13 protein-coding genes are annotated in these 13,309 nt (G+C 60.3%); 6 read left to right on the forward strand and 7 right to left on the reverse strand.

Features of this window, described 5'->3' with window-relative positions:
• Nucleotides 1-23 precede the first annotated feature (23 nt).
• Together FTO60_RS00745 and FTO60_RS00750 are read left to right on the forward strand one after the other, a co-directional pair.
• Entirely contained in the window at nt 24-1,367 is a 1,344-nt protein-coding gene (locus FTO60_RS00745) for an ammonium transporter (protein WP_148054172.1), read from the forward strand.
• A 292-nt stretch (nt 1,368-1,659) separates the two neighbouring features.
• Complete coding sequence (locus FTO60_RS00750; RefSeq protein WP_148054173.1) at nt 1,660-2,460, forward strand: methyltransferase domain-containing protein; 801 nt, start codon at nt 1,660-1,662, stop codon at nt 2,458-2,460.
• Nucleotides 2,461-2,550: 90 nt separating this feature from the next.
• Here FTO60_RS00750 and FTO60_RS00755 read toward each other — a convergent pair whose 3' ends face one another.
• From FTO60_RS00755 to smpB, 4 genes are all read right to left on the reverse strand, one after another.
• On the reverse strand, nt 2,551-3,735 hold the full coding sequence (locus FTO60_RS00755) for an amino acid aminotransferase (RefSeq protein ID WP_148054174.1): 1,185 nt from the start codon (nt 3,733-3,735) through the stop codon (nt 2,551-2,553).
• On the reverse strand, nt 3,735-4,589 hold the full coding sequence (sseA, locus tag FTO60_RS00760) for a 3-mercaptopyruvate sulfurtransferase (protein WP_148054175.1): 855 nt from the start codon (nt 4,587-4,589) through the stop codon (nt 3,735-3,737). The genes FTO60_RS00755 and sseA overlap by 1 nt, the downstream gene beginning before the upstream one ends.
• A gap of 123 nt (nt 4,590-4,712) precedes the next feature.
• Nucleotides 4,713-4,997, reverse strand: a complete 285-nt coding sequence (locus tag FTO60_RS00765) for a hypothetical protein (RefSeq protein ID WP_148054176.1) — start codon at nt 4,995-4,997, stop codon at nt 4,713-4,715.
• Nucleotides 4,998-5,141: 144 nt separating this feature from the next.
• Entirely contained in the window at nt 5,142-5,615 is a 474-nt protein-coding gene (gene smpB, locus FTO60_RS00770) for an SsrA-binding protein SmpB (RefSeq protein ID WP_148054177.1), read from the reverse strand.
• A gap of 106 nt (nt 5,616-5,721) precedes the next feature.
• Between smpB and FTO60_RS00775 the strand changes: the two genes are divergently transcribed.
• Genes FTO60_RS00775 through FTO60_RS00785 form a run of 3 tightly spaced genes read left to right on the forward strand, consistent with a single transcriptional unit; the run spans nt 5,722 to nt 8,614 of the window.
• Nucleotides 5,722-6,168, forward strand: a complete 447-nt coding sequence (locus FTO60_RS00775; protein ID WP_148054178.1) for an ion channel — start codon at nt 5,722-5,724, stop codon at nt 6,166-6,168.
• Nucleotides 6,165-7,358 carry a winged helix-turn-helix domain-containing protein gene (locus FTO60_RS00780; RefSeq protein WP_148054179.1) on the forward strand — a complete coding sequence of 398 codons (1,194 nt, stop codon included), beginning with the start codon at nt 6,165-6,167 and terminating at the stop codon, nt 7,356-7,358. The genes FTO60_RS00775 and FTO60_RS00780 overlap by 4 nt, the downstream gene beginning before the upstream one ends.
• Nucleotides 7,359-7,414: 56 nt before the next feature.
• Nucleotides 7,415-8,614, forward strand: coding sequence for a hypothetical protein (locus FTO60_RS00785; protein WP_148054180.1), 1,200 nt, complete (start codon nt 7,415-7,417; stop codon nt 8,612-8,614).
• Nucleotides 8,615-8,649: 35 nt separating this feature from the next.
• Here the strand turns inward: FTO60_RS00785 and dapA are convergent, their stop codons facing one another.
• The gene (dapA, locus tag FTO60_RS00790) at nt 8,650-9,522 is read right to left on the reverse strand and encodes a 4-hydroxy-tetrahydrodipicolinate synthase (RefSeq protein WP_148054181.1); all 873 of its coding nucleotides are present in this window, start codon (nt 9,520-9,522) and stop codon (nt 8,650-8,652) included.
• Nucleotides 9,523-9,672: 150 nt separating this feature from the next.
• Between dapA and FTO60_RS00795 the strand changes: the two genes are divergently transcribed.
• Nucleotides 9,673-11,778 carry a lytic transglycosylase domain-containing protein gene (locus FTO60_RS00795; protein WP_254696848.1) on the forward strand — a complete coding sequence of 702 codons (2,106 nt, stop codon included), beginning with the start codon at nt 9,673-9,675 and terminating at the stop codon, nt 11,776-11,778.
• Here the strand turns inward: FTO60_RS00795 and FTO60_RS00800 are convergent.
• Both FTO60_RS00800 and mnmD read right to left on the reverse strand, forming a co-directional pair.
• The gene (locus tag FTO60_RS00800) at nt 11,775-12,641 is read right to left on the reverse strand and encodes a DMT family transporter (protein ID WP_148054183.1); all 867 of its coding nucleotides are present in this window, start codon (nt 12,639-12,641) and stop codon (nt 11,775-11,777) included. The two genes, FTO60_RS00795 and FTO60_RS00800, sit on opposite strands and share 4 nt — an antisense overlap.
• Nucleotides 12,638-13,285 carry a tRNA (5-methylaminomethyl-2-thiouridine)(34)-methyltransferase MnmD gene (mnmD, locus tag FTO60_RS00805; protein ID WP_148054184.1) on the reverse strand — a complete coding sequence of 216 codons (648 nt, stop codon included), beginning with the start codon at nt 13,283-13,285 and terminating at the stop codon, nt 12,638-12,640. Before mnmD ends, FTO60_RS00800 begins: the two co-directional genes overlap by 4 nt.
• Between the last annotated feature and the right edge of the window lie 24 nt (nt 13,286-13,309).

Below are 13,309 nucleotides of genomic sequence, written 5' to 3' on the forward strand. Positions count from 1 at the left end.
TGACCACAAGGGACACCCTGACAATGAAATTAATGAAAATCCTTCCTGTCGCAGCCGCCCTCATGGCACTGCCGACACTTGGCCTCGCGCAAGAGGTCGATATGACGCCGCCGAACGACGAAATCGGCTATATTTTGACCACATTCATGTTTCTTGTGGCTGGCTTCCTCGTGTTTTGGATGGCGGCGGGCTTTACCATGCTCGAAGCTGGCCTTGTGCGCCAAAAGAACGTGGCGATGCAGCTTACCAAGAACATGGGTCTCTTTTCACTTGCCGCGATCGCCTATTATCTCATTGGCTACAACCTGATGTATCCGCTGGGTGACTGGACCATCGGCACCGATGAAACCGGTGGTTACCTCGGTATCCTGTTCTCGCCCGCCGTGCTCGAGGCGGTCGGTCTTGCCGATACCACACCTGACCTGACATATGCCTCTGTCGGCTCGGACTTCTTCTTTCAGTTGATGTTCGCCGCTGCGACCGCCTCGATCGTATCGGGTGCGCTGGCCGAGCGGATCAAGCTGTGGCCATTTCTGTTGTTCACCGTGATCCTGACCGGTCTGATCTACCCGATCCAGGCGTCGTGGAAGTGGGGCGGCGGGTTCCTTGATTCCCAGTTTGGCTTCCTTGACTTCGCCGGCTCCACAGTCGTCCACTCGGTTGGTGGTTGGGCTGCCCTTGCGGGCGCGCTGATCCTCGGGCCGCGTATCGGCAAATACAAGGATGGCCGCGTGGTTCCTTTCATGGGGTCGAACCTGCCGCTCGCGACACTGGGCACATTCATCTTGTGGATGGGGTGGTTTGGCTTTAACGGCGGCTCGCAGCTTTATATGGATACAGCCGCCAACGTCACTGACATTAGCCGGATCTTCTCCAACACAAACGCCGCTGCCTCCGGTGGTGCCATCGCCGCGATGATCGTGACCCAGCTTCTCTATAAGAAAGTGGACCTGACGATGGTGCTGAACGGTGCGCTTGCAGGTCTGGTTTCGATTACCGCCGAGCCTCTGACACCTTCGCTTGGCGCGGCCACTCTGATCGGTGCCGTCGGTGGTATCATCGTGGTCTTTGCGGTGCCCTTCCTTGACAAGCTCAAGGTTGATGATGTGGTCGGTGCGATCCCGGTTCACCTGTTCGCAGGCATCTGGGGCACGCTGGCTGTGGTTCTCACCAACCCGGACGCGACCCTTGGCGGTCAGCTGATCTCGATCATCATCGTCGGTGTGTTCGTCTTCGTGGTCAGCGCGATCGTCTGGTCCATCCTCAAGGCGACCATCGGCATCCGTGTCAGCGAAGAGGAAGAAATCATGGGCCTCGACATGGCGGAACTGGGCATGGAAGCCTATCCTGAATTCGCCAACCGCTAAGCGCGACCCGACAAAAAACCAAAGCCCCGCCAACTGGTGGGGCTTTTTTCGTTTTGAATGGTGCAGATCACAGGCCATATTCTGTAGACTCGGCTTGCGCAGGGACATAGCTGGGAAAGATAACTACTCATTCATCGTTTCACGTAATCGGGCCAATTGCGTGTTTTTGCGCCCGCTGGTGTATTGTGTTGGAATGAAAATTGCGGTGGCGCACTGTTTCGCTAAAGTTTCTGATGATCGAATTTACGACTGATCCAACTCTGTCAACAAAACCCAATGCAGGAGCCTTCCAATGGCTGATCCGTTCGAAAACGTCGACGCCGCTTCGGCCCAGATGATCGAAATCATTGCGACCGGATTGGAAACCCGAGCAGAAGACCCGAGCATGCTTCCGGTGATCGACGCATATCTCGAAATGTTAGGCGTGCGGGATGGCGGCCTTATCGTCGATATCGGGTCTGGCACTGGCGGGGTCACCCGTCGGATCGCTGATCGGTTTCCGGCAGCCTCTGTTGTCGGTTTGGAACCGTCAGACGCCCTGACCACCAAGGCAAAAGACCTCGCCGGAGATCGGCCGAACCTGTCCTTTGATGTCGGTGACGGCGCCGCCCTTGATCTCGAAATGGGCTGTGCCGATGTGGCCATCCTGCACACCGTCCTGTCTCACGTCAAAACACCCGAGACCCTGATCGCCGAGGCTGTGCGTATCCTCCGTCGAGGTGGAACACTGGTGATATGCGACGCCGATTTTTCCAAGGCAACCATGGGGGTCGTTCCGGGTGACCCGCTTGGTAGCTGCGCGGATGCTTTCGTAAGCGGGGCAGTAACGGACGCATGGCTTACTGGAAAACTGAAACCGTTGATTAACGAAACCGGGCTGTCCGTGGAACATTTCAGCGTTATGAACCGGGTGGTTACCTCTGGCATGGGTGCGATGACTTGGGTGCGGATGTCCGGGGCGCGCCTGGTCGCAGAAGGCATCATCGGACAGCCGCTCGCTGACGCGCTCGAAGCGGAATACATACGCCGGGCAGACGCAGGGCTCCTCTTCAGCTTTCTTCCATTCGTGACGCTGATTGCAAAGAAACCCTAAAGCCAAGGCTGCGCCGACTTTCCGCTAGGTTGCACCAGTTGGTGCCAGGGGCTGGCACCATCGGGCGGGTGTTTGCGCTGATGAGCTGCGCTAAATCCCGACCGCAACAATCGCGCGGGCCAGAATCGGCACGGTTTGCGCGTTTAGCCCTGCGATGTTCAACCGGCTGTCGCTGACCATGTAAATCCCGTGTTCCACGCGCAGTTGCTCTACCTTTTCAGGCGTGGTGCCAAGGCGGCTGAACATGCCACGATGTTGCGCAATAAAGGCAAACCGGTCGGAATTGGTCAGGCGTTTCAATTCGTCCGCCAACTGTTGGCGCAACTCCAGCATGCCCAGACGGGTCGCTTCCAGTTCTGCCTCCCAATCGGCGCGCAGCTTGGGGTCATTCAGGATTGTCGTGACAACGCGCGCGCCATGATCGGGCGGGAAGGAATAGTTCTGTCGGTTCAGGAACGCCAGATTCCCCTGCGCCAGCTTGGCCTCCTGCGGGTTGCGGCCAATGGCCATCAGGATACCCGTGCGTTCACGATACACGCCAAAGTTCTTGGAACAGCTTGCGGCGATCAGCACTTCATCGAAACTCTCGGCGACCATGCGTGTCGCGGCTGCGTCATCGGCCAGCCCGTCACCAAAGCCCTGATAGGCGATGTCGATCATCGGCACGGCGCCACGGTCTTTCACCAGCGCGATGACCTTGCCCCATTGATCCAGCGTCAGGTTTGCACCGGTCGGATTGTGACAACAGCCATGCAGCAAGACCACATCACCCGTCGCAATGGGGGCCAGATCAGCCATCATCCCGTCAAAGTCCACGCCGCGTGTATCCTCGTCGAAATAACGGTATTCAAACATCTTCATGCCAAGGTATTTGATAATCGACGGATGGTTCGGCCAGGTTGGGTTGGAAATCCATACGGTCGCATCGGGGCTGGCGCGGTTAATGAACTCAAGCGCCTGCCGGATCGCGCCCGTGCCACCGGGCGTGGCAACAGCGGCGATGCGGTCGCGCGCCACGATACCCCCCAGCACTAAATCAATCATCGCGTCCGCAAAGGCCGGATCGCCGGCAAGGCCGGTATAGGCCTTGGTCATCTGCTCATCGACAAGCTGCTGTTCGGCCGCCTTGACCGCGCGCATCACGGGGGTGTTGCCCGTGGCATCCTTGTAGACGCCAACACCAAGGTCGATCTTGGTGTCGCGCGGATCATCGCGGAACATCTGCATCAGGGCAAGGATTTTGTCAGCGGCGGGGGCTTGCAGGTTTTCAAACATCACGCATCTCCGGTAGCGATGGGAAGGTCGGGGAACATGCCCCATTCGGACCACGATCCGTCATAGATCGCGTGGTCGTTTTTGCCGATCCTTTCGAGTGCCAGCGACAACACTGCCGCCGTCACGCCGGACCCGCAGGTTGTGATCGCCGGTTTGGACAGGTCGACACCGGCGTTCTGGAACAGGGCGCGCAGGGTATCGCGGTCTTTCAGCGTCCCATCCGTATTCAGAAGATCGCCAAAGAACACATTGCGCGAACCGGGAATATGGCCGGCGCGCAACCCCTCGCGCGGTTCGGGATCGTCGCCACGAAAGCGGCCAGCCGCACGGGCGTCGATGATCTCGTAATCGCCCAGCTTGGCGGCGCGGGCCACTTGGGTCACGTCCTTGACCATCTGGTTCTGGCGCTGCACGGTCATATGCCGGTCGCGTACAATCGGGGGCAAATCGCTGATCTCGCACCCTTCGGCCTGCCATTTCGGCAGCCCGCCATCCAGCACGGCCACGTCCTTTTTGCCCATCAGGCGGAACAGCCACCAGACGCGGGCCGCAGAAAACAGGCCCAACCCGTCATAGACAACAACCTGATGGCCATCACCCACACCCATCGCGCGCATCCGGCTCATGAATTTTTCGACCGGTGGCACCATGTGGGGCAGGTCGCTGCGGTGATCGCTGATCTCGTCGATATCAAAGAACCGTGCGCCGGGGATATGCGCAGCCATATACTCGGCCATGGCGTCGCGGCCCATGTCCGGCATATACCACGAGGCATCGAGAATCCGCAGGTCAGGGTCTTTCAGGTGCTGGGCAAGCCAATCCGTGCTGACCAGTGTGTGTGGATCGTCGGGCATGACACCCCCCGTCTTGCGCAGTTGCGGTTGCGACTTTGACTAGCCCCGCAAGCCCGCCAAGACAAGGGGCGCAAACGCAAACGGGCGCCCCGATGGGACGCCCGCACAGTGGATTTTTCGCGTTTACGACTTGTTCATCATGTTCTTGATCACGCCGACCACGGCAAGGGCAACACCGCCGCCGACACCGCCGCCTGCGACTTGGGTCACGATCGCGCCGATATCCATGCCCGCAGCCGGATCGGCCGCGCCGCCCGTGACCATGCTCAGGATCTGGCCGCCAAGCCCGCCGCCGACGATCCCGGCGATCGAGTTACCAAGCGTCCCAAGCGAGAGATTCTTCAGCAAACCGCCCGCGACATTGCCGCCAACAGCGCCCGAGACAAGTTGAATGATAAGTTGTTCCATAGTCCCCAGTTCCTTCCTGTGGGCCGTGTTATTTTGATATTTTGTGCCATGGCGTGGCCCGCGCCATATGGCGGAGAGGTTAACCTATTCCGCAAACGGATCAATAGGGGGTATTTTGGGGCGTTTTCCCCCCAAGATGTAGTGTCAGTCGCCGTGGCGCAGCAGGCGCTGCTTTTGGCGGCCCCAGTCACGCTTTGCTTCAGTCGCGCGCTTGTCGTGGTTCTTCTTGCCCTTCGCGATGGCAATCTTGAGCTTCACCAAACCGCGGTCGTTGAAATACATCACCAATGGCACAAGGGTCATTCCCTCGCGCTTGGTCGCGTTCCACATCCGTGCGAGTTCTTTCTTTGAAACCAGCAACTTGCGGCGGCGGCGTTCTTCGTGGCCAAACATGGCGCGGTCATAGGGCGCGATGTAGGAATTCACCAGCCACAGTTCGCCGTCTTCAACCGACGCATAGCTTTCGGCAATGTTGGACTGGCCACCGCGCAGGGATTTCACCTCTGACCCGGTCAGGACAATTCCGACTTCAAGATCGCTCTCGATCGCGTAGTCATACCGCGCGCGGCGATTCTCCGAGAGGACCTTGTAGTTCGTTTTTTCAGGTTTCTTTGCCATATCATTGCCGAGATATGTGATGCGCGACCCTTGCACAAGGTGCGCGCACGGCTGGCCTTTGCGCCGCTGCGCAGTATGGTGGCGCTGACAGTTCTGCGGAGGGGCCATGTTCATTCAAATCGTATTGGGGTCGGCCCTCATGTTTGTGTCGATCATGATCGCAGGGTTCAGCTTTTGGTTTCTTGAAGTCGCCCTGTCGCGCTGGCAGCTTTGGTTGCGCCGCCGCCCGCACCGCCCGAAACTGGTGTTTATGCTATGCCTCTCGGCGCTGTGGATCCTTGTGCAGGTGACGGCAGGCGTCTGGATTTGGGCCGCCGCGCTGTTTTGGTTGGACGTATTCACCACATTCGAAGAATCGGTCTATTTCGGCTTTGTCGCCTTCACGACGTTGGGGTTTGGCGACATCCTGCTGCCGCTTCAATGGCGGTTGTTGGGGGGGATGGCGGCGGCGAACGGGCTGTTGAATTTCGGCCTGTTGACGGCCGTGATTGTTGAAACCCTGCGCCAGGTGCGGCGGATGCAGCGCGATGCAACGCAGGACGATATCGAATGATTGCGACCCTGACCAACACCGCGGCACGCCACCTGTTTTTGCACCGACACGGGCTGATCACCCCGGCCAGCGGCACAGGCAAAGGCGCGGACCTGCACAGTGTGATCGCCGATCTGGGCTTTGTGCAGTTGGACAGCGTCAACACGCTGGCCCGCGCCCACGATCTGATCCTCTGGTCGCGCCGCCAGCAGTATCGCGTGTCGCATCTGCCACCCTTGTTGCAGCGTGACCGCGCCGTGTTTGAACACTGGACCCATGATGCATCGGCGATCGACATGGCGCATTTCCCCCATTGGCGCTTGAAAATGGCCCGGGACGGGGCGCGTTTGGCGGGTCATTGGCAGGGCATACGGCGGGATGATTTCACGCAAAAGGTGGATGCGGTGCTGCGCCGCGTCGCCGATCACGGTGATTGCACCAGCAGCGATGTGGGCGAGGGCGAGGAGCGCGGTAAAGGCGGCTGGTGGGATTGGCACCCCAGCAAAACCGCGCTGGAATATCTGTGGCGGTCAGGGCAGTTGTCGGTCACGCGACGTGACGGGTTTCGCAAGGTTTATGACCTGACGGAACGGGTTATCCCGCAACAATACCTGAATGCGCGTTATTCCAAGGCCGAAACGATTGACTGGGCCTGCAACGCAGCGCTTGATCGGCTTGGTTTTGCGACCTCGGGGGAAATCGCCGCGTTCTGGGATATCGTGACCGTGGCCGAGGCCCGCGACTGGTGTGCCGCCGCAATGGCGCACGGTGAGATAATGCAGATCAACGTCGAAGGTGCGGATGGATCGCTGCGCAAATGCTTTGCCCGCCCCGACATCATGGACGTCACACCGCCCGCCCCCAGCCAGCGCATCCGCCTGCTGTCACCCTTTGATCCCGCCTTGCGGGATCGCAAACGCGCGGAACGCCTGTTTGGTTTTCACTACCGCATCGAGATTTTCGTGCCCGCGCCAAAACGGCGCTACGGTTATTACGTTTTTCCTGTGTTGGAGGGCACGCAACTGATCGGGCGGATCGACACCAAACGGGACGGCGATACCTTGCGCGTCACAGCATTCTGGCCCGAGGACGGCGTGCGGATGGGGGCAGGGCGCAGCGCGCGGCTGGTGGCTGAAATTGAACGTGCGGCACGGTTTGTCGGGTCGGCACAGATTGACTACGCGCGAGGGTGGGCCAAAGAAAGTTCTTGAACAGCGTTCAAATATCGTGCTAAAGATTGAATGAACACTGTTCACAGGAGCAAGTTATGCATTATCTCGCCGACACAGACGCCTTGGTCGCAGACGGAACTTTAACAACCGACCAGGCCCGCATCATCCGACGCCACTCGCGCCAGGCGATGGTCAGCCTGTCCATCAACACGCTGCTATGCGCCGGTATCATTGCTGCCGCATTCGGGTTCATCTTCTGGCTGGCCAACGCCCTTGCGGTGGCGATCACCGGCGCGCTGTTCCTTGGCATTGGCGTGCTGATCCTACGCAGCGGCAATGACCTTTATCGCATGTTCGGCAATGCGGCAGCGCTGATCGGCGGCGGCATGTTGGCCGGCGGCGCGACAATCGAGCTGATCGACAAATACCCAAGCGGATTTGCCGCGCCCGCCTTGATTGTTGCGGGTGCCCTTGCGGCGCTGATCGCGGGCTACGCCTTTCGACGCGGCACGAAAACGCGGTTTGTCACCGGGTCCGTCCTGTTGATGGGGGGTGCGATGCACCTTGTCGGCGTCTATTACGGCATGAGCGAGGCTGATCTGAACGGCTGGCCCGTGCCACTGTCCCACCTTTACGCGACCATTCTGATTGTCGCGGCAGGCGTATTCATCGACGTGCGCGCCGTCACAGCGCTGGCGATCATGCCTTTCGCACAGATGCTGGATACCGCGACCTACTATTCTCAAGCCGCCTATGTGTTCTATTCACCTGAATCGACGCTCAGCATTCTGCAACTTGGCCTACTGATTTTCGCCAGCATCTGGGTCATGCGCACGCAGCCCGAACGGATCGGTCGCCACGCGGGTATCCTTGCAATCATGGCCTTTATCGTCGCCAATCTATGCGCCCTTGTGGGTAGTCTCTGGGGTGATGTGGTGGGCAGTTCCTATTGGGAGCCGACCTATGTTTACGGCGAACAAAGCTGGGAAGAGTATCAAGCCGCTCGCGCCGCATTCGAGGCCACGACACTTGTGATCAGCGAACAAGTCTATGCGATCCTCTGGGCGATTGCGCTGGCGGCCTCGGCCTTTTGGGCTGCGCACAAGAACCGCCGCGGGCTGTTCAACGCCGCAATGACATTCGGCGGCATCCATGCCTACACCCAGATGTTCGAAACCTTCTATGACGAACCGCTGGCCTATGTGATTGGTGGCTTGGCGGCGATCCCGCTGGCGTGGGGGTTGTGGCGGTTGAATGATATCTTCCGCGACGCTGACGAACGGGTCGCGGCATAAACGAAAAGGCGGGGTTCATCCCCCGCCTTTGCCCCTTAATTCAACAACCCTGCATGCACCATCGCCGCACGGATCTTTTCCTTGGTGGGGTCCGTCACCCCGACCAGCGGCAGGCGCACCTCGTCGCGGCACATGCCCAGCAGGGACAGACCGTATTTCGCACCGCACAGGCCGGGTTCAGTGAAAATCGCCTGATGCAAGGGCATCAACCGGTCTTGATAGGTCAGGGCGGTGGCATAGTCGCCGGCAAGGGTGGCTTCCTGCATCTGCGCGCATAGCTTGGGGGCGACATTGGCCGTCACGCTGATGCAGCCGACCCCGCCCTGGGCGTTAAAGCCAATCGCGGTTGGGTCTTCGCCCGACACCTGAATGAAATCTGCACCACAGGTCAGCCGCTGGGCGGGCACGCGCGCCAGATCGGCGGTCGCGTCTTTCACGCCAACGATGAACTCGTGCTTGGCCAACTCGCCCATCGTCGCGGGGGTCATATCGACCACGGACCGACCGGGAATGTTGTAGATGATGATCGGCAGGCCACAGTCGGCCGCCGCCGTGAAGTGGGCAATCAGACCCGCCTGCGTGGGCTTGTTGTAATAGGGCGTGACGACCAGCGCCGCTGCTGCCCCGGCAGCCTTGGCCGCTTTGACCAGACGCACGGTTTCGGCGGTGTTGTTCGATCCGGCCCCCGCAACGACAGGCAGACGCCCCGCCGCAGCTTCGATCACGGTCGCCACGACGGTGTCGTGTTCACTATGGGACAGGGTTGGGCTTTCACCCGTCGTCCCCACAGGCACCAACCCGTGCGTGCCCTGATCCACATGCCAGTCGACAAGTTTTTTCAGCGTATCAAGGTCCAGCTTGCCGTTCTCAAACGGCGTAACAAGAGCAGGGAGAGACCCTTTGATCATGACACGCTTCCTTTTCGTGATGTGGGCCGTGACTCGGCGCCAATGAAATCGGGCGGACACTAGTGCGGATTGCTGCCTTTGCCAAGTTTGTGAGTTGCACTTATGCACAGGCAAGCTACCCTGAGGGAAATGGTGTTGAAGGCTCCCTCCATGTTTCGCAATTTGTCGGCTGTTTTGCTGTCCTTCGTCATGTCTGGCGCGGCCCAGGCCCAAGACGGTGCCGGTGGTCCACCCCTCGCTGCGGCATTCGAGGCAATGGCGCAGGAAGACTGGGACACGGCCAACGCAGTTGTGGCCGGCGCCAGCCCCGTGGCGCGTGATCTGGTAACCTGGGCGCGTCTGCGCGAAGGCGAAGGCACATTCGATGATTACCTGCTGTTTCTGGCCGCACGTGGCGACTGGCCCGGCACCGAGCGGATCGTCAGGAATGCCGAAGAAGCCCTGCCGATCGATGAAAGTGCCGATATGGTTCTGGCCTTTTTCGATGGACGCGCGCCTGAAACAGGCGAAGGCGCGGTCGGTTTGGCCCAAGCACTGATTGCCAAAGGGCAGGTCGAGGAAGCAAACGACGTGATCACATCCGCCTGGACCACCTTGACGCTTAGCGAAACCGGCTATGCGGCAATACTGGCAGCCTTTCCCGAAATCATCGCCCCATATCATGTGACCCGCACTGACATGCTGCTTTGGCGCTGGCGTACGGCTGAAGCGGAAATGATGCTGCCTTTGCTGGATGAAGATCAGCGCGCGCTTGCCGCTGCGCGTATCGGTTATATCAGTAATGCCGACGATATTGCAGAACGTGTCACGGCTGTCCCCAACGCGCTGATCAACGACCCCGCCCTTGCCTATGACCGCTTTAACTGGCTGGCAAGGCGGGGCGAACGCACCGATGCCATCGAAGTCTTGCGCAAGCAATCGGCAAGCGCTGAGACACTTGTATACCCGTGGCGCTGGGCAAGCTGGCGGCGGGTTCTTGCCCGATGGGAAATGCGCGAAGGCCGGATCGAGAGCGCCTATGACCTTGCGACAACGCATTTTCTGACCGAGGGCGATAGCTTTGCCGATCTGGAGTGGTTGGCTGGCTATATCGCTCTGACATACATGGATGACCCTGCCAAAGCGCTGGCGCATTTTCAGACCTTCGACAGTGCTGTGTCATCGCCGATTTCGATGGGTCGCGCGGGCTACTGGCTGGCGCGCGCCCATGAAGCCATGGGCAATGCCGCTGACGCCGAAGCCGCCTATCGCCGCGCGGCGCAATACCAGACGGGGTTTTACGGGCTGTTGGCGGCTGAACAGCTTGGCCTGCCCCTGGACCCCGCCCTTGTGGGCGACGAGGTATTCGACGACTGGCAAGAGGCACCGTTCCTGACAGATGAGCTGACGCAGGCCGCCCTGTTGCTGCTGGCCGCCGATCAGCGTGGCCTTGCGGTGCTGTTTATCGTTGACCTGACCCGCACACTTGACCGCGAAGGGCTGGCCCAGCTTGGCAATCTCATGCTCGAGCTGAACGAGCCGTTCTTTGCCATTCTCATCGCCAAAGCGGCCGCCGAGCGCGATATCGTCCTGCCGCAGATCTACTTTCCACTGCACGATCTGGCGCAGATGGACCTTCCGGTCGACCCGGCGCTGGCCCTGTCCATCGCGCGTCGTGAAAGCGAATTTCGCGCCGACGCAGGCAGTGCCGTTGGCGCGCTGGGCCTGATGCAGCTGATGCCCGCAACCGCCCAGGAAGTTGCAGACGAACTTGGCCTGCCATTCCAGCGCGCGCGGCTGACGTCCGATTGGGAGTATAACGCAACGCTCGGGGCGCAATATCTGGCTAACCTTCAGGCAGAATTTGGCGATTCCCCCGTGATGATCGCTGCGGGATACAATGCCGGTCCCAGCCGCCCCAAAACCTGGATTGACGATCGCGGCGACCCGCGCATTGGCACCGCGGACGTGGTCGACTGGATCGAACACATCCCGTTTCGCGAAACCCGCAACTACGTGATGCGCGTCACCGAAGGCATCCCCATCTATCGCGCGCGCCTGAGTGGCGAAGCAGGGGCCCTGAATTTCCGCGACCTCCTGAATGGGGTAAAGCCGGTGATCCGCCCGCGCGCGCGCCCCGAGATTGACGCGACACTAGTGCCAGCTGTGCCCGATCCGACGCCGACGCTGCCACCGGTGCGCCGCGCCGGCACCCTTGAACCTTCGACCCCCGGTGCGCCGCAAGGGATCCGCCCGATTTCCCGGCCCGGTGGCTAGGGTGCCGATCGGGCGCGCCACAACGTGAACAGACCCGCCGCAACGACCAATCCCCCACCGATCACCACATTTGTGCGCAGGGTTTCGGAGAAGACAAACAACCCGACCATCGACGCAAAGACCAGTTGGAAATAGGCAAAGGGCTGGACCGCACTTGCCTCGGCCACCTCGTAGGTTTTGATCAGCATGAAATGCCCTGTCGCGCCGGTGACGCACAACAGGGCCATCCAGCCCCAATCTGACGCGATCATCGGCTCCCAATACCAGACCCCGACAAATGTGATGGCAAAGGCCCCCGCCACACCTGTCCAAAAGAAACTGGTCGCAGCCGAGTCACGGCGCGCGGCATAACGCGTCAGCAAACTGTAGAGCGCGAACATGCCCGCCGAGGTCAGCGCGATCAAGGCAGATGGCGTGAACACACCCGATCCGGGCTGCAAGATCACGATCACCCCGACGAACCCGATCGCGATCGCGGCCCACCGCCGCCAGCCAACCGTTTCCCCCAGGATCGGGCCGGACAGCGCCGCGACGATCAGCGGGTAACTGGCGAAAATCGCGTGGGCCTCGACCAGCCCCAGCATGACAAAAGCCAGCACCATCACGCAGATTTCCGCCACCAGCAAAAGCCCGCGAAAAATTTGCAGGACCGGCTGCGTGGTCGCCGCCGCCGCGCGCACCGATCCGGCGCGCCGCTTGGCAATGGCGATCACGAAAGCCGCAAAGAACCAATAGCGGATCATCACGATCATCAGCACGTTGTATTCCCCCGCCAAATGGCGCGAGATGCCGTCCTGCATCGCAAAGATGAATGTGGTGGCGATCATCAACACAACGCCCTGGCGGGTATTGGTCTGCATCATCCCAGCCTAGCGCGGGTCATGTGGCGCTTGCGCCCGAAACCGGTCACCCGCTCCACGGCAAATCCGGCCAATTCCAGCGACCGGCGGACATGCCCGGCGGCCGTATAGGTCGCCGCCGTGCCGCCCTTGGCGGTATGATCTGCCACTGCGCGCATCAGGGCCGGATTCCAAAGCTCTGGATTCTTGGCGGGCGAAAACCCGTCCAGGTACCAGGCATCCGCGCGGCCCTGCCACATCGGTAAAGTGTCGCGCGCATCGCCCTTTATGACTGTAAGCGTGACATCATCCGCCGCCACGCCATTGGTCAGAATGTCCACCGGCAGCACATCGGCAAAGGGCGCAAGCGCCTGCGAAAGATCGTCAGTCGCCATTGGATAAGCCTCGAAACTGGTGAAATGCAGCCGCCCGGTAATCCCCGCCGCGCGCCATGCCTGCAACGTCGCCAGAAAGTTCAGCCCCGTCCCAAAGCCCAGTTCCGCCACATGAAATCCATCTGCAAATCGCGCGGGCAGGTCATTGCCCGCCAAAAACACATGGCGGGTTTCGTCCAGTCCACCTTGCAGCGAAAAATACGGATCATCAAACCGTCGCGACACCGGGATCACTCCGTCACGCCATTCCAATTCTGCTTGCTGGTCACTCATCCGCGCGGGCCCTATGTTGCGCGC

Source organism: Octadecabacter sp. SW4, from assembly GCF_008065155.1.
Classification (GTDB): domain Bacteria; phylum Pseudomonadota; class Alphaproteobacteria; order Rhodobacterales; family Rhodobacteraceae; genus SW4.